Genomic DNA, 14,042 nt, shown 5'->3' with positions numbered 1-14,042 from the left:
GGCTAAGTTAAAGATGACCGTTGATTTCCACAACAGAATTCCCTCAATCAACAATAAACTATAACATAGCCTTAGTTGTAAATCACTAGAAGGATATTTCCATCTACTTCATATCGATTTATTATATCAAATAACCATCATCGTTTTAATATTGAAGAGAAAAAAACATATATAAAAACAACGATCTTCTCCTTGAAAAAGTGTTTCTCAACCAACGAAGCTTTGCACCAAATACTTTAAGTGCATTCTTTCACAAAGAGAGCATCATTTATTATCAAAACGTCTATACATTTTTAAGCTTGCCTATTCATTTTTCACTTAGTACAAAAAGCTTTTACCCGTTCCATTAACCCTTTATAGGTCTATAAGGCTCTTCCTTAACCAAATGTCCGTAAATGATTTTGATAAATAAAATAGGCATTAGCCATTCAAATCCTGGAATAGCAGAAAATGCATATTCGTTTATCATTATGGCTAATAATATCATCAACATTGATATAGGTCTTTTCAAATATAAAGGTGCTTTCAGAACAAATAGAACTGCGGTGATAAACAATCCATACCATATCAATCCATTTTCCCAATTTGAAGGATCGAATACAAGCCAAATTATAATTGGATGGATATGAAGACAGCTAAAGAGAAAATGGTTTTTGTACATGCGCTCTATCTTACTTTCACTTTTATTTAGCGAATGATAAAATCTTTTACAAGAATTTAAGGAGTTTGCTACCATCCCACCTCCGATATCTACAGCAACGAACAAACCAATAACGAGCTGGAGAGGTGTTAATTGGAGCTCTTTAAAGAAATACGCGTACAAAAAAAGAGCGGAACGACAAAACTAGAAGCCCACACTATCATTCTTTCAGATGCATTAGCTCCAGTACCAAACAATAAATTTGTTTTACCTGAATAATTCCAATCAATGTGTTCATCTTTATCGTCCTTCAAACTTGATTCCCCCAAAATAGTTTTGTAAATCTCAATCTCCTCTATATTCTTTTATATGCGTTCGTTATGCTTTACAGTTATATTACTGATAAAAAATAAAAGCTGATTATCAAATAATAATCAACTTTTTAAAAATGATATCGTTTCTTTGAATTTTCTTCCAAATACCTTTGTTCCATCTTTTAAAGTAATAGGTGTATCCTCCCACGTGATAACAAATTCTACTTTTTCTGTTTTTGTTTTAACAGGGAAATTACTAAATTGAAGGGTATCACCAGCTTGCATGTGAGGGTGTTCAAATTGTGGAGCAAGTCCATACATTTTATTGTCATTTTCTCCATTTCGAAACGCTTCAACTTCAACGTTATATACTTCATTTCCTTTATTTGTAACGAGAAGGCTATATACTTCGTATTTCCCCTTTTTTGCTTGAGCTAACGCCTCATTCTTTGAAGGCTCTAATAGTTCAATTTTCCAATGATCTGTTTCTTTTGTTTCTGGGACTTTAAATTGAGCATTTGCTTCCGTTGATAAAATCATTGTCAATATGAAGGCTATTACTATGATGGTTCTATTCAAATACCTCACTCCTATTCATTCTTCTTTACTTTTTCGTGTTAAGTATTCCAATTAAATGGAAAAAGATACGATGAATTTGGACCGTTCTATAGATTTCATGCTTTTCCTAAATGTAACGTTAGTAAAAGCGAGGTAATAAATTAAAAAGGAAATTTCTGAAATTTTAAAAACTCCCCTTGACATTTTCATCCAAATAAAATATATTTGTATGTACAAACAAACATTTTATTTATCTTAAGTTTATTGGAATTGAGGGAACAGAAATGCTGGAAAACTATCTTAAAGAATGCTTATACTTCACCGCAAATCGTCTCAGTAGAATCGTAACAAAAATGGCAGAGGATGAATTTGCAATAACCGGTTTATCGCCTTCTTATGCATATCTACTAATGGCTGTTTATGAAAATGAAGGAATTTCGCAAAAAAGGTTAGGTGAAATTCTACAGCTCAAACCATCTACTGTAACTCGCCTTATCGAAAAGCTTACTTCTAAAGGATTAATCTATAATACTGTAGAAGGCAGAATGTCATTAATTTATTCAACAGACAAAGGAAAACAACTTGAAAAACCAATTCATGAATGTTGGATGAATCTACGCCGTCGGTACAAAGACATATTAGGAGACAAAGAAGGAGACGAATTATCCTTTCGTTTAGATGAAGTAAGTAATCAATTGGATAATAAAGAATAGATTATTCTTTATTTTTTTCGCAAAATAGTTGCTTGTGCAAACAATTTTATAAAAAGCTTATCTGATTGGCGAATTTGAAGTCCGAAACGTTAAGCTTTTTAAATAAATATGAATTATAAGGAGGAAATTAAGATGTCAGCAGAAAAATTTATCCACAGGCAAAACGAGCATGAAACGATTTTAATTCTCGGCGGAACAGGTAAAACAGGAAGACGAATAGCACAACGACTTTCACAACAGGGGCTTTCAATAAGAATTGGCTCACGATCACAAAAACCATTTTTCGATTGGAATGATAAATCAAGCTGGAAACAAGCGTTAGATGGAATAAGTACTGTCTATATAACGTATTATCCTGATTTGGCTGTACCAGGTGCTGCAGATACAATTCGTTCATTTTCAAACCTTGCTGTTCAAACTGGCGCAAAAAGACTAGTACTATTATCTGGACGTGGAGAAGAAGAAGCTCAGCGTAGTGAAAAAGCAGTTCAAGAAAGTGGAGCAGACTGGACGATTTTGCGTTCAAGCTGGTTTGCGCAAAACTTTAGTGAACATTTTCTTCTCGATTATGTACGAAGTGGAACAATTGCTCTTCCGGTTGGAGATGTAAAGGAACCATTTATAGATGTTGAAGATATTGCTGATGTTGCAGTCGCATCCCTTACAGACCCAAGACATGTTGGTAAGGTATATGAACTTTCTGGTCCACGGTCACTTTCTTTTGCTGAGGTGGCAGAGGAAATTTCCAAGGCTAGCGGTCGTAATATTCATTATAAGTATATCCCTACCGAACAATTCATCGTTGAATTGCAACAGCAAGGACTGCCTGAAGATTTGATTTCACTGATGGTAGAGCTATTTACTAAAGTATTAGACGGTCGCAATTCTCACGTCACTAATGGTGTGCAACAAGCATTAGGTCGAGAGCCACGAGACTTCAGTAATTATGCAAGAAGTGCTGCGGCAACTGGAGTATGGGATGAGGATATGAAATGATTGAGCAAATCATTCCTTATGTATTTTTCTTGGCAGCTTTAGGTTCCGGATTGATTGCTGGCGTTTTCTTCGCCTTTTCATCATTTGTTATGACTGCACTTGCCAAGCTTCCCGCTAAAAATGGAATTGCTGCAATGCAGTCAATAAATATAACTGTGCTAAACAAATCATTTTTAACTGTATTTATGGGAACAGCATTAGCTACCGCACTACTTATTGTCCATTCTATATTGAATATAGAAAATACAAATGCCTTTTATTTAATCACCGGAAGTTTATTCTATCTTATTGGTAGTTTTCTAGTTACGATTTTAGGCAATGTACCTCTAAATGATGCATTAGCCCGCGTTAGAAGTGAAGAGGAAACAAGTGTACCGTTGTGGAAGAATTACTTATCAAAATGGTCTAGATGGAATCACATCCGAACTTTAGCAAGCTTGGTAGCATTGGCATTCTTTATTTTTGCGCTAAGTTAATGGAAGTTTAACCTAAACTAAATGGTGATGATATTAATAAATCCGTCGGTTAAATGTTGTGACCCTTAGAAAAACAATTATCTAATGGGTCTTTTTTTAATCATTACAACTTTTAACTTTAAAAGTTTGGCGACTTTTCTCCATTAGGCGCAGACAAAAGATGTCAACATTACTGACTGCTCCTCATAGATAACCCCCGACTGAAAACAACAAAAAGTCCGATTTAGATGTTTTCAAAATTAGAGGTATAAATTTTTTTCTTCAAACACTTTTATTTTATTAATACGAGTTTCGTGTCTACCACCTTCGAAAGGTGCCGTTAGCCAGACTTTAGTAATTTCCCGAGCTAATCCCGGACCTATGACGCGTTCTCCCATTGCTAATACATTTGAATTGTTATGCTGCCTTGTCGCTTTAGCGCTGTAAACATCATGTACGAGAGCACAACGAATTCCCATTACTTTATTTGCACTAATACTCATTCCAATACCTGTTCCACAAATTAAAATCCCACGATCAGCTTCACCGTTTGCAACTTTTTCAGCTACAGGAATCGCATAATCCGGATAGTCAACAGATGTACTACAATCACATCCAAAATCGACATACTCAATATTCAACTCTTCAAAAAATGAAAAGGAGTAGTAGAGGAAACAAATAATGACATAACGACTTCGATAAATACCAAATTTCCATCATTTCGTAAAACATTCCCTAAAACTATGGTAAAATGTGTTAGGCATTACACTATAATTCTTGTGGAAATATCTACTATTGTGAGGTTTTTTTATGGAGGATAAAAAACAAAGTAATTTTGACTATAATTTTATCTTAACGTTAATCCTTTTCTTTCTCGTAAGTTGTATAGCTATCTATAACGCTCAAATTTTAGGTGATTTAAAAGAGAATTTTCTACTTAAACAAATTGTATGGTACATAATTGGTGTTTTAATTATCCTGTTTGTGATGTTTTTTGATATGGAACAAATCCAAAAGCTCCGTTGGTATCTATATTTATTTTCACTCTTCCTTTTAGTCGTATTAGTGATTTCTCCTGAAAGTATTGCAAGACCTATTAATGGGGCGAAGAGCTGGTTTACATTTATTCCTGGAGTTTCATTTCAACCATCTGAAATCGCAAAAATAGCTTTAATCATTGTATTAAGTTATATTATCTCAACAGCAAATCATCTTACTAACATTAGAGATCATCTCATTCTTTTAGGAAAGATGACTGTTGTCACAATCATTCCAATTCTATTGATTATGCAACAGCCAGACCTCGGTACGTCATTAGTGTTAATTTCGATTTTTACAGGATTAGTTCTTGTTTCGGGGATCTCATGGAAAATAATTTTACCTGTTTTTTTATCAATTGTTATTGTTGGTGGAGGTTTGATTTATTTAATCTTGTATCAACCAGATTTGATTAAAGCTCTTGGTGTCAAAGAATACCAATTAGGAAGAATATATGCTTGGTTAGATCCGGAAACATATAAACTTGGCGAGGGTTATCACCTCTATCAATCCTTATTAGGAGTAGGTTCTGGACAATTATCTGGGGTACAAAACACGGTCATCCATATACCAGAAAGTCAAACAGATTTTATCTTTAGTGTCATTGCCAATCGGTATGGATTTTATGGAGCAGCAGCTGTTATTTGCATATACTTTATTTTAATCTATCGGATTATTAAACTATCGATCGATGTAAAGGATCAATTCTCATCTTTAGTCTGTATCGGTGTGATTACGATGATTACGTTTCATGCCTTCCAAAATATTGGAATGACTATTGGGTTATTGCCTATTACAGGAATCCCCCTTCCATTTATCAGCTATGGAGGAAGCGCAATGATCGGAAATATGCTTGCACTTGGGTTAGTTATGAGTATTAGCTTTAGAAATAAAAAATATCTATTCGATTCATAATTATCCTTACATTCATCAAAGCCTAGTTTAAGGGATGAAAATAGCAGTCTAGTAATGGAGAACTAAGCTATATATGTTCGACATTATCAGACTGCTATTTCGTTTGATATTAGCTTAAAACAAACTTGCTCTTGAATAAAATTTTTCACTTAATGATTTATAATTTTGTTTATTTCCGCTACAGGAGAATTGATTTCCGCGGGAAGTCCGAAATATAAGCTAATCCCAAAAATTAAAAATGATCTCCCCAATTATTTTAGGCTTCCAGTAAGCTATTTGCTCCAATTCAGCTTGATTCAATTCGTTATCGTTTTGTAAAATATCTTTTTTAGAACCTTGCCTTAGTATTACATGTAGATTCAGTTCAGAAGAATGTAATACATGGTAAAAAGGGCTTAACCGTTTGAATAGCTCCGCATCATCAATAAATCGTATCTTTTCATATTCAACAGCTGAAGCAAAGGCAACATATGGATAATGTTCATTAAGCAATATATGAAAAATCCTATTACGAAATTTAACTTTAGCATCATAAAAATTAGTTGGATACTTTGGTTCTTTAAACATTAACACCTCACCTCCAAGCCGAGACAAAGCAGTTACACATACCTGATTAAAATGCTTACCATCAACATTCGGAGGCTTGTTTTTCGAATTATAAAATCCAGTTATTCCATTTGGAAGCTTCATTTCATCACCATTATTTAATGTTTTTCCCTTAATCACTCACTGCAATATTTACAAGTTAATAGATCGATAATTCAATGCCTTTTCGACTATTTCCTTCGGTGATAAGTCTTCCTCATTCCAAAAAATTAAATCGCTTGGGGCTGGATGAGGTACATTTTTTTCGAATAGCTCAATTTTTTCATTTATTTCATCATCGCTTAATTTCGGGTTACCTATTTCCTCAACAAGTTTTATTAATTGTTCTTTATTTAATTTATCAGTCAATTTGAAAAAACTCCTTGTCTTTTTGTTTATCTAGCTTTAATCCTTAAATCAAAATTTCCCACAAAAGTTCTTCAATCTCAATATTTTTTTACTTTTTTCACTAACAACCTAATATATTAAAAAGGGGTGTTGTTATAAAAAATTTTTTTGCAGGTATTGGGGTTATATTCGTTACGCTTGGATTACTATTATTCGAGGATGTTTCTGAGCTTTTTTATAATTTCATTTTTTCTTTTTCAGGAATTTTACTTATGTGTGTTGGTATCAGATTGAAAAAAATAAGGTAACATAGGCAGTTACTATGCAATATGAAAACCAAAGGATCAGACCCCTCAAATACAATAGACTAATGGTGAGGTTAGTTTATGTTGGGGTCAGACCCTTTTGAGTCACCGTCTTTATTATTCATTCAGCTATTCCAATCCGTACGTTTTAACCTCTAATTAGAATACTTAATCAAAAATAATGAATTTAATTTTCCACTAAATCTTCTCTCCAAGTTTGAATAAGCCAATCTGCAAAAGCTTTTTCTTCTTCAAATTGTGGATAGTGTGCTGAATTTTCAAAGACGATAAAATCTTTTGTTGGTGCGGTTAAGTTATCAAAATAGTCTTTTGCTGCATTAAATCTTCAAGTGATTTGAGCTTTTCTACATCCTTTACATTTCCAGCTTGTCCAGCTGACGAATTGTATATTCGAGACTATCTATTTCACTATTCGTATGATTAGAAACTTGTCCAATGCCAATATAACCAGCATATTTTTCAGGAGCTTTATCCACTGCCTTCAATCCTATATATGTACCGAATGAATGGCCGATTAATAAAACCTTATCTTTGAGAAATTTCATCTTTTATATAGTCTGTTAGTGCCAATAAATCTTCCACATGTAGATCTGTTGTTATATTTGAGTAATCCTCAAAAAATTGATATGATTTTCCACTAACTCTTTGGTCATAGTGGACAATTGTAAAATGCTTCTCAAGTATATCCTGATATTTCCTAACATAAGGAATTTCTGAACCCCTGGCCCGCCATGTACGAATATGATAATTGGATTTGTTTTATCAACACCTCTAATCATCACTTCAAGCTCAGTATCATTTATTTTCACCTTTTCTAATATAGCAATGCTGTTTTCTCCCTTTATACTAGGTGTCCATGTAGGAAAAAAGGGCAATGAGAATGAACAGAAATATTAATAAAAAGGAAACTAGCAGCTTTTTTTACAGTTCACGAGATAAACTCCTTATCTACCTTTCGTGTATTCACTCTTTTATTAGACTTACCAACACGGTTAAGAGTATAGCTTTGAAATTTAATAGAATGCTCTTTCAATTGTTATCTTACCTTTTTATCTACCCAACAATATATTCTGGAAAACATTTCAAATTCCTTTTCCGTTTTAAATGTTCTGGTAGTATTAGAAAAAACCCCCCAATGAACTGACTGTTGAAAATGTCTATCCAGTAATTTGTACCAAGGAGATAGTCTTCATATTCCTATCATAAGACACTATTCAGTTTAAATTCCATCAAAAAAACCGCTCCAACCATGAAGCGGCAAAGACAAACATTAAATATATCGTTACTACTTACATGCTCTTACAAACTCTAGAAATAATTTAAAGTTATTATCGTCAAGCTTATAGTTGAACTCAGGGTGCCATTGAACTGCTAAAGTAAATGTTTTATTTGGCATGATAACCGCTTCAATTAATCCATCCTCTGCTTTTGCAGCAGGTACTAATTTTTCCGATATCTTCTTAATCCCTTGATGATGATAGCTGTTCACTTTTAAAGTATCTACTTGAAGAATCTGATAAAGCAATGTATCTTTTGCTATGTATACATTATGAGTCGGTTCAGTATATGGGGGTCTTTGCTTATGGTTAATTTCGCTACTAGTTAGTTGTGTCGGTATATCCTGGTATAAGGTTCCACCTAACAAAACGTTAAATAATTGCAGACCACGACAAATCCCTAATACAGGTTTATCCAATTCGACTACTCGCTTAAAAAGAACCTCCTCTATACAATCACGTTCATTGCACATTTCCCCGTTAACATCCGAAATTTTTTCACCATAAAGCTCTGGATTGATATCCTGACCACCTGTAAAGAGAAAACCATCAAAAGTATTTGCTAAACTTAAAATAATCTCTTCATCTGTCGTTAATGGTAGCATTACCGGGATTCCCCCAGCATCCTCAATCCCTTTCATATAACCTGGCAGCATCCAGTAACTATCCTTTTCGTTATCATACAACGGTAAAACACCGATTATTGGTTCCCATAACTATTCACTCTCCATTTTCAGCCTTACAATTTCATTATAAATCAAAAAATAAAGCTCTGTTGAATACTCTGTTTTGTTTACTTTCCATGAAGTCTTTTTTCAGAAGGACCAATATGTTAATTTTTAAAACCCGATTTCATTTACTAACTCCAACATCTAACAAAAAAGACCGCCATTGCGCTCTCCACTTAAAGCTCTTATTCCGCCACTTTATATTAAGGCAATTAATCAATATACAATTCCTCTTTCAGCTTCATCTTCTTTTGTTCTATTTTCCTAATTTTCTTAAATGTAAGGAAAGAGATAACACGAAAAAATAAAAGGGGCATTTCTTTTTCTTCTCGATTTTGCTCAATAATTTTTTCCAAAGAACTCCCTCCTAACTAGTAATTTCTCCGATTAACTTACTCTTACTTTAATAAAAATCCTTCTGTTGATACAAATATAAAAAGCAAAACAACAACAAATAACCAGCCTTTTGTGGTTCGTTCCTTACGAAAATGCTCTACTCCTATAATTAGCATGGTTAAACCAATGAATGCAAGCACATGTTCAAGTAATCCACTTCTCCATAAATATTAAGTCATGTTTTTTAAATCCTTGTTTTTCATAAAAGCTTTGGACATTTTCATTACTTAGTTCAACCAAAAGGTTCATTTTTTCACAACCGATTTTCTTAAAACGCATTTGTAGTTCATCAATTATTTGTTGACCAAGCTTCTTTCCCTGGTATTCAGGGTGAACCGCTAAGTGGTTTATCCATCCTCTTCTTCCATCAAAACTCCCCATGACTACACCGATAATTCGCTTCTCCTCTTCCATAACAAAAAATAAATCAGGATCCCTTTTTAATTTAACCTTCAGACCTTCATATGTATCAGACCGAGAAAGCTTTAATCCAGCAAGCTTCCATAAATCTATTACCGATTCATAATCATTTAAAGTAAATTCTCGAAATTTCATATTTCCTCCCCTACATCATTTCAAATATGATTGAAATAACGATCCCTTGAAAAACAAGGACCACTATTGAACCCCAGCTAATTTTATAATCTTCCTTCTTCATTAAATACGTTTGGGTAATGAAGTTTATGAGGAATAAAACGATGAAAACGATAATAAAGGTAAACCAAAATGGTGATTTAATCATAACCGACATTTTAAACGCCTCTTTAATCAATTTTATCCCAAATTATACCATTCTTTTAGATGAAATTTGTACTTTTTCATAGAAAGAAAACGATTATCTTAATATAACAGCACATTTATCTCAATAACTTTGTAAAATGGGATTATAAGGGAGTACAGTAGAGAAGCACCGATGTTCTTACAAATTTCAGCTAAACTATTACAAAAAATCATAATCGTAAAAGGGAAAGGGAGGATATTCAAATGCTATTTCATTATCATTTTTGGACTCCTTATGTAGAGGAAACGGAAAAGTTTTATATGGATATCGGCTTTCGAATCTCTCAACGCATCGGAAAATATCACGGAGATTTTCAAGCTTTTAATCCACCATTAACGTGGGATGATTTCCGAGATAAATCTATAATTTTCCGTATTATAGAGGCAAGGAAAGGCGCGATAAATATTACCTTTGGCTACGGAAAGAAGATTAAATTTGACCATATTGGCTTTTTAGTCTCTGAAAATGAACAAAATATTATATGTGAGAAAGCAGATAAAATGAATTGGACAGTTGCTAAAGGGGAACGAAGAACGTTTATTACAACACCTTATCATTTTAGGATTGAACTTCAAACGAGCGAAGACATCGTTGATTCTATGAATGACAACATAAAAATACAAAAATTAAAATTAGAAACAAAGAGAACAGGATTAGAGGATGATCTTTCTATTTTATTTGGTACTCCTGTTAAAACTATTCAATCGTTAATTGGTGATACAGTGACAATCACCGAGGCTGTTATCAAGGACTCCCTACCTAAAAAGCTAGTTGACCCTAATGGTGTGATAATTTCGAATGAATCACTACATTCTATCTAATAGTATTACATAAAAAAACTTAATCTATTAGGGGAACGGATATTTTCTAACTGATAAATTAAACTGAGAGCCGATAGAGATTACTAGTCGGCTCAACCTTTTTATCTGTCGTTTACATAAACTATATAATTTAAAATAAATCCATTATTACCTATTACTTTTTAATTCTAGAACTATCAAATAAGCATAAATCCGCCACTTGAATATAATTATAACTCCTCTTTAATGACGCGGTGCCAATAACATGACCCCTACACCAACTAAGCATATACATGCACCTATCCAATCATATACATCAGGTGTTTTTTTATCTATTCCCCACCCCCACAGAACTGAAAGAACAATAAATACTCCTCCATATGCAGCATACACTCTGCCGAACGATGGAAATGATTGAAATGTTGCAATTACACCATATAGCGCCAATGCTAAGCCTCCAAATATCCCCCAATAAAACGGTTTGCCTTCTCTTAACCATAACCAAATTAAATACCCACCACCTATTTCTGCTATACCTGCTAGTAAAAATAAACCAATTGCATAAATCATTTCGAACGAACTCCTTTTCATTCTTCTGACAGTCGTTATATCACCGACCTACGATTGAACAAACATTTTAAGCTTATTTGTTCACATCTATTATTCACTATCTGTTTTAAAGAAACGATCAGCTTGCCAAGGGAACCCAGCCTGTTAAAAGTGCTCCTCCTTCTTTATCATTTTCCGCAATAATGTCTCCTCCATGCTGCCTGATGATTCTCTGCGATATCGTTAAGCCTAAACCGAATCCACCTGTTGAATAGTTTCTCGAAACTTCACCTCGATATAATGGTTCAAATACATGATGAAGTTCATCTGCGGAGAATCCCTTACCTGTATCACGTATTGTAAAATACACTCGGTCACTTTCTTGATAGCAGTGAATAAAAATCCTTCCTTTAGTTGGAGAATGTCTAACTGCATTGTCTAATAGATTGTTCAAAGCTCGTTCTAATAAATGAGCATCGCCGTTAATCATGCAATGGTTCGGAAAATTGCCTTCTGTAATCGAGATATACTTCAGCTGTGCTTGCGGCATGATGCTGTCTATAGCTTTTTTTAGCACATGTGTAAAGTCGACTTTATTTTCGTTAAATTCTATTTCTGAGTATTCCGTTTTTGTATATGTAAAAAGATCCTCTACAAGTCTGTCCAACTGAGCTGACTTCTCTTTACAAACTGCTATATATTTCGCTTGTTTTTCAGGGGAGGTAGCAATTCCTTTTTCTAAACCATCTAAATAGCCACGCAAGGCAAACAACGGTGTCCGTAAGTCATGTGCAACAGAAGCAATAATAAATCTACGCTCAGCCTCCATTTCAACTTGTTTCTGAAATGACTTTTTCAAGCCTGCAACCATCACGTGAAAACCGTCCCGAACCTCAGCAATTTCAGTGATTTCAGATGACGGTAATTGGACATCTAAGTCTCCCTCTGCTATTTTCCGAGCACAATTACTCATCTTTTCAAGAGGTATAAGAATATTTCTTCGCATGAAATATCCGACAATAAAAAAAGCAACTATTAATCCAACAAACGCTGCAATGATTTGCTTAAGTCTCGAATTACTATAATAAATCGTAACCTTACCAGTTACTTGTCCATCCTCAATGAGCGAAAACTGCTCGGATTTCATAAATGATTGTTCGTGGTTGGAAACAGATTGATAGATTGTTTCATTCAGGGCAGATTGAAGCAATACATTCATGTTTGTATTCTCTAGGTGTTTATTCAATCGGTTTTGCCAAACAGGGTCCTTCCAGTTTTTTAAATTCGTTTCGATGAGTTGAACCGTCTCTTTTATATCTGCCTTTTGTTTATCACTTATACCAAAACCGAGCGTCTTTGTTTCAAGTACCTGTGCAGCTACAAAAAAGAGCCAGGGGAATAAGAGGAGTAGAAACAGACAGATGACCGTAAACTTACGAATGCGTAAAGTTTTCATATTATTCTCCCTTGAATCGATACCCAATGCCCCAGACATTGATTATGAATTGTGGCTGGTTCGGTTCATCTTCAATTTTCTCGCGAAGTCTGCTGAGATGGACGCGAACAGTATGCTTGTCTCCTATTCCATCCCAAAACTTTTCAAGTAATTGGTCATAAGTAAACACATATTTTGGATGTTCGGCAAACAAACGAAGCAATTCATATTCCTTCGGTGTAAGCGAGATGATTCTCCCATCTATAAGCACTTCTCTCGTGGACAAATCGAGTGTAAGTCTGCCATATTTCAATACTCTTCGATCGAACTCCAGCTGTAAGCTTGTGCGCCTTAATACAGCTTTTACTCTCGCAACAATCTCTCCGGGTGAGGCTGTTTTCACGATATAATCATCTCCTCCGAGAGCTAGCCCCCTTATCTTATCAACATCATCACTTCTTGCACTTAAAAATAATATCGGAATATTGCTTTTTGTTCGTATTTCACGACATAACTCAAAGCCATTTTGTCCTGGCATCATAATATCTAGAATGATGCAATCAATTCTTTCAGCAGAAATGACGTCAAGTGCCTGAATAGAATTAAAAGCTGTTTTAACACGAAAACCGTCATTCTCTAAGAAATCCTTTAATAGCTCGACAATACTTTTGTCATCATCAACGACAAGAATTGTATGCATTTCCTTCACAACTATCCTCCATTTTCATAAAAGCATTTTCCAACTAAAATTAATCGAAATCCACCTTTAGTTTATCATTTTACAAACAGGGAACAAGCATTGTCAGTCGTTTTGTGATGAATCGTTATTGTTTTGTGACTTTTTTGTAGCTACGTCTGAGATATTTAAACGTTACTCTTTTGTTGTGGCATAAACGGCCAATATGTCAGTTTGTTCATTTAACAATTTGAAGGAGGTTTTCTAACATATGAGTACATTTAGTACTTTGTATTGTCTTACACTTTTCTGTTTTGTAGCGATTTTTATCATTAAAATGCGATATCGATCTAGAAATACCATTCAACATGACCGGCAGCTCTCCTCAATTCTTAAAAAACGATTGGCTGAAGGAGCGATTGATGAAATGGAATATCAAAGATTGATAGAGATTCTTACAAAAAAATAAAAATATTTAACCGAAACAAATGCAAAGAAATGTTCAGAGAATG

Annotated in this window: 20 protein-coding genes and 1 pseudogene; 7 read left to right on the top strand and 14 right to left on the bottom strand. The window is 34.1% G+C overall.

The window, feature by feature from the left end; all coding sequences use genetic code 11:
• Positions 1–346: 346 nt before the first annotated feature.
• Positions 347–736, bottom strand: coding sequence for a hypothetical protein (locus ACTJJ9_RS21495; RefSeq protein ID WP_186324274.1), 390 nt, complete (start codon positions 734–736; stop codon positions 347–349).
• Positions 737–793: 57 nt separating this feature from the next.
• On the opposite strand from ACTJJ9_RS21495, the gene ACTJJ9_RS21490 reads away from it, so the two are divergent.
• Positions 794–919, top strand: coding sequence for a hypothetical protein (locus ACTJJ9_RS21490; protein WP_255451980.1), 126 nt, complete (start codon positions 794–796; stop codon positions 917–919).
• A gap of 155 nt (positions 920–1,074) precedes the next feature.
• Here the strand turns inward: ACTJJ9_RS21490 and ACTJJ9_RS21485 are convergent, their stop codons facing one another.
• Positions 1,075–1,533, bottom strand: a complete 459-nt coding sequence (locus ACTJJ9_RS21485) for a hypothetical protein (RefSeq protein WP_145583812.1) — start codon at positions 1,531–1,533, stop codon at positions 1,075–1,077.
• A gap of 263 nt (positions 1,534–1,796) precedes the next feature.
• Here ACTJJ9_RS21485 and ACTJJ9_RS21480 point away from each other — a divergent pair, with 263 nt between their 5' ends.
• The 3 genes from ACTJJ9_RS21480 (at position 1,797) to ACTJJ9_RS21470 (ending at position 3,697) form a co-directional block, all read left to right on the top strand.
• The gene (locus tag ACTJJ9_RS21480; protein ID WP_145583814.1) at positions 1,797–2,225 is read left to right on the top strand and encodes a MarR family winged helix-turn-helix transcriptional regulator; all 429 of its coding nucleotides are present in this window, start codon (positions 1,797–1,799) and stop codon (positions 2,223–2,225) included.
• 132 nt (positions 2,226–2,357) lie between these two features.
• A complete protein-coding gene (locus tag ACTJJ9_RS21475; RefSeq protein ID WP_145583816.1) occupies positions 2,358–3,221 on the top strand; it encodes an NmrA family NAD(P)-binding protein in 864 nt (287 codons plus the stop codon).
• Positions 3,218–3,697, top strand: a complete 480-nt coding sequence (locus ACTJJ9_RS21470) for an anthrone oxygenase family protein (protein WP_145583818.1) — start codon at positions 3,218–3,220, stop codon at positions 3,695–3,697. Before ACTJJ9_RS21475 ends, ACTJJ9_RS21470 begins: the two co-directional genes overlap by 4 nt.
• A 239-nt stretch (positions 3,698–3,936) precedes the next feature.
• On the opposite strand, the gene rpiB is transcribed toward ACTJJ9_RS21470, so the two are convergent.
• Positions 3,937–4,380 carry a ribose 5-phosphate isomerase B gene (gene rpiB / locus ACTJJ9_RS21465; RefSeq protein WP_145583820.1) on the bottom strand — a complete coding sequence of 148 codons (444 nt, stop codon included), beginning with the start codon at positions 4,378–4,380 and terminating at the stop codon, positions 3,937–3,939.
• 106 nt (positions 4,381–4,486) lie between these two features.
• Here rpiB and ACTJJ9_RS21460 point away from each other — a divergent pair, with 106 nt between their 5' ends.
• Entirely contained in the window at positions 4,487–5,629 is a 1,143-nt protein-coding gene (locus ACTJJ9_RS21460) for an FtsW/RodA/SpoVE family cell cycle protein (protein WP_145583822.1), read from the top strand.
• Between the two features lie 219 nt (positions 5,630–5,848).
• Here ACTJJ9_RS21460 and ACTJJ9_RS21455 read toward each other — a convergent pair whose 3' ends face one another.
• The 8 genes and pseudogenes from ACTJJ9_RS21455 to ACTJJ9_RS21420 form a co-directional block, all read right to left on the bottom strand.
• Positions 5,849–6,355, bottom strand: coding sequence for a hypothetical protein (locus ACTJJ9_RS21455; RefSeq protein ID WP_440768863.1), 507 nt, complete (start codon positions 6,353–6,355; stop codon positions 5,849–5,851).
• A gap of 12 nt (positions 6,356–6,367) precedes the next feature.
• Complete coding sequence (locus tag ACTJJ9_RS21450) at positions 6,368–6,583, bottom strand: bacteriocin immunity protein (RefSeq protein ID WP_145583825.1); 216 nt, start codon at positions 6,581–6,583, stop codon at positions 6,368–6,370.
• A gap of 471 nt (positions 6,584–7,054) precedes the next feature.
• Positions 7,055–7,763: pseudogene (locus ACTJJ9_RS21445) on the bottom strand (alpha/beta fold hydrolase).
• Positions 7,764–8,173: 410 nt separating this feature from the next.
• Positions 8,174–8,851: a gamma-glutamyl-gamma-aminobutyrate hydrolase family protein gene (locus ACTJJ9_RS21440; protein WP_255451981.1), complete on the bottom strand. Its 678-nt coding sequence runs from the start codon at positions 8,849–8,851 to the stop codon at positions 8,174–8,176.
• A 254-nt stretch (positions 8,852–9,105) separates the two neighbouring features.
• Positions 9,106–9,249 (bottom strand): hypothetical protein, encoded by a 144-nt coding sequence (locus tag ACTJJ9_RS21435; protein ID WP_186324275.1) that lies wholly within the window; start codon positions 9,247–9,249, stop codon positions 9,106–9,108.
• Between the two features lie 42 nt (positions 9,250–9,291).
• Positions 9,292–9,429 carry a DUF3953 domain-containing protein gene (locus tag ACTJJ9_RS21430; RefSeq protein ID WP_145583826.1) on the bottom strand — a complete coding sequence of 46 codons (138 nt, stop codon included), beginning with the start codon at positions 9,427–9,429 and terminating at the stop codon, positions 9,292–9,294.
• A gap of 4 nt (positions 9,430–9,433) precedes the next feature.
• Positions 9,434–9,844, bottom strand: coding sequence for a GNAT family N-acetyltransferase (locus tag ACTJJ9_RS21425; RefSeq protein ID WP_145583827.1), 411 nt, complete (start codon positions 9,842–9,844; stop codon positions 9,434–9,436).
• Between the two features lie 10 nt (positions 9,845–9,854).
• Positions 9,855–10,040 (bottom strand): hypothetical protein, encoded by a 186-nt coding sequence (locus ACTJJ9_RS21420; protein WP_145583828.1) that lies wholly within the window; start codon positions 10,038–10,040, stop codon positions 9,855–9,857.
• A 233-nt stretch (positions 10,041–10,273) separates the two neighbouring features.
• Between ACTJJ9_RS21420 and ACTJJ9_RS21415 the strand changes: the two genes are divergently transcribed.
• Positions 10,274–10,891 carry a hypothetical protein gene (locus ACTJJ9_RS21415; RefSeq protein WP_145583829.1) on the top strand — a complete coding sequence of 206 codons (618 nt, stop codon included), beginning with the start codon at positions 10,274–10,276 and terminating at the stop codon, positions 10,889–10,891.
• A 222-nt stretch (positions 10,892–11,113) separates the two neighbouring features.
• Here ACTJJ9_RS21415 and ACTJJ9_RS21410 read toward each other — a convergent pair whose 3' ends face one another.
• From ACTJJ9_RS21410 to ACTJJ9_RS21400, 3 genes are all read right to left on the bottom strand, one after another.
• Positions 11,114–11,440 (bottom strand): YnfA family protein, encoded by a 327-nt coding sequence (locus ACTJJ9_RS21410; RefSeq protein ID WP_095302719.1) that lies wholly within the window; start codon positions 11,438–11,440, stop codon positions 11,114–11,116.
• A 118-nt stretch (positions 11,441–11,558) separates the two neighbouring features.
• Positions 11,559–12,875, bottom strand: coding sequence for a sensor histidine kinase (locus ACTJJ9_RS21405; protein ID WP_145583830.1), 1,317 nt, complete (start codon positions 12,873–12,875; stop codon positions 11,559–11,561).
• 1 nt (position 12,876) lies between these two features.
• Positions 12,877–13,563: a response regulator transcription factor gene (locus tag ACTJJ9_RS21400; protein ID WP_095302715.1), complete on the bottom strand. Its 687-nt coding sequence runs from the start codon at positions 13,561–13,563 to the stop codon at positions 12,877–12,879.
• Between the two features lie 238 nt (positions 13,564–13,801).
• Between ACTJJ9_RS21400 and ACTJJ9_RS21395 the strand changes: the two genes are divergently transcribed.
• Positions 13,802–13,999 (top strand): hypothetical protein, encoded by a 198-nt coding sequence (locus ACTJJ9_RS21395; RefSeq protein ID WP_145583831.1) that lies wholly within the window; start codon positions 13,802–13,804, stop codon positions 13,997–13,999.
• The last annotated feature ends 43 nt before the right edge of the window (positions 14,000–14,042 follow it).

Origin of the sequence: Metabacillus sp. 22489 (assembly GCF_052044855.1) — a bacterium.
GTDB lineage: Bacteria > Bacillota > Bacilli > Bacillales > Bacillaceae > Metabacillus > Metabacillus niabensis.
This window is presented reverse-complemented; position numbering and strand designations above follow the sequence as displayed.

What these genes read in the sequence shown, in the direction of transcription:
- ACTJJ9_RS21495 (WP_186324274.1), bottom strand. Translation starts at nt 736, where the DNA reads ATGGTAGCAAACTCCTTAAATTCTTGTAAAAGATTTTATCATTCGCTA.
- ACTJJ9_RS21480 (WP_145583814.1), top strand. Translation starts at nt 1,797, where the DNA reads ATGCTGGAAAACTATCTTAAAGAATGCTTATACTTCACCGCAAATCGT.
- ACTJJ9_RS21475 (WP_145583816.1), top strand. Translation starts at nt 2,358, where the DNA reads ATGTCAGCAGAAAAATTTATCCACAGGCAAAACGAGCATGAAACGATT.
- ACTJJ9_RS21470 (WP_145583818.1), top strand. Translation starts at nt 3,218, where the DNA reads ATGATTGAGCAAATCATTCCTTATGTATTTTTCTTGGCAGCTTTAGGT.
- ACTJJ9_RS21460 (WP_145583822.1), top strand. Translation starts at nt 4,487, where the DNA reads ATGGAGGATAAAAAACAAAGTAATTTTGACTATAATTTTATCTTAACG.
- ACTJJ9_RS21425 (WP_145583827.1), bottom strand. Translation starts at nt 9,844, where the DNA reads ATGAAATTTCGAGAATTTACTTTAAATGATTATGAATCGGTAATAGAT.
- ACTJJ9_RS21420 (WP_145583828.1), bottom strand. Translation starts at nt 10,040, where the DNA reads ATGTCGGTTATGATTAAATCACCATTTTGGTTTACCTTTATTATCGTT.
- ACTJJ9_RS21415 (WP_145583829.1), top strand. Translation starts at nt 10,274, where the DNA reads ATGCTATTTCATTATCATTTTTGGACTCCTTATGTAGAGGAAACGGAA.
- ACTJJ9_RS21410 (WP_095302719.1), bottom strand. Translation starts at nt 11,440, where the DNA reads ATGATTTATGCAATTGGTTTATTTTTACTAGCAGGTATAGCAGAAATA.
- ACTJJ9_RS21405 (WP_145583830.1), bottom strand. Translation starts at nt 12,875, where the DNA reads ATGAAAACTTTACGCATTCGTAAGTTTACGGTCATCTGTCTGTTTCTA.
- ACTJJ9_RS21395 (WP_145583831.1), top strand. Translation starts at nt 13,802, where the DNA reads ATGAGTACATTTAGTACTTTGTATTGTCTTACACTTTTCTGTTTTGTA.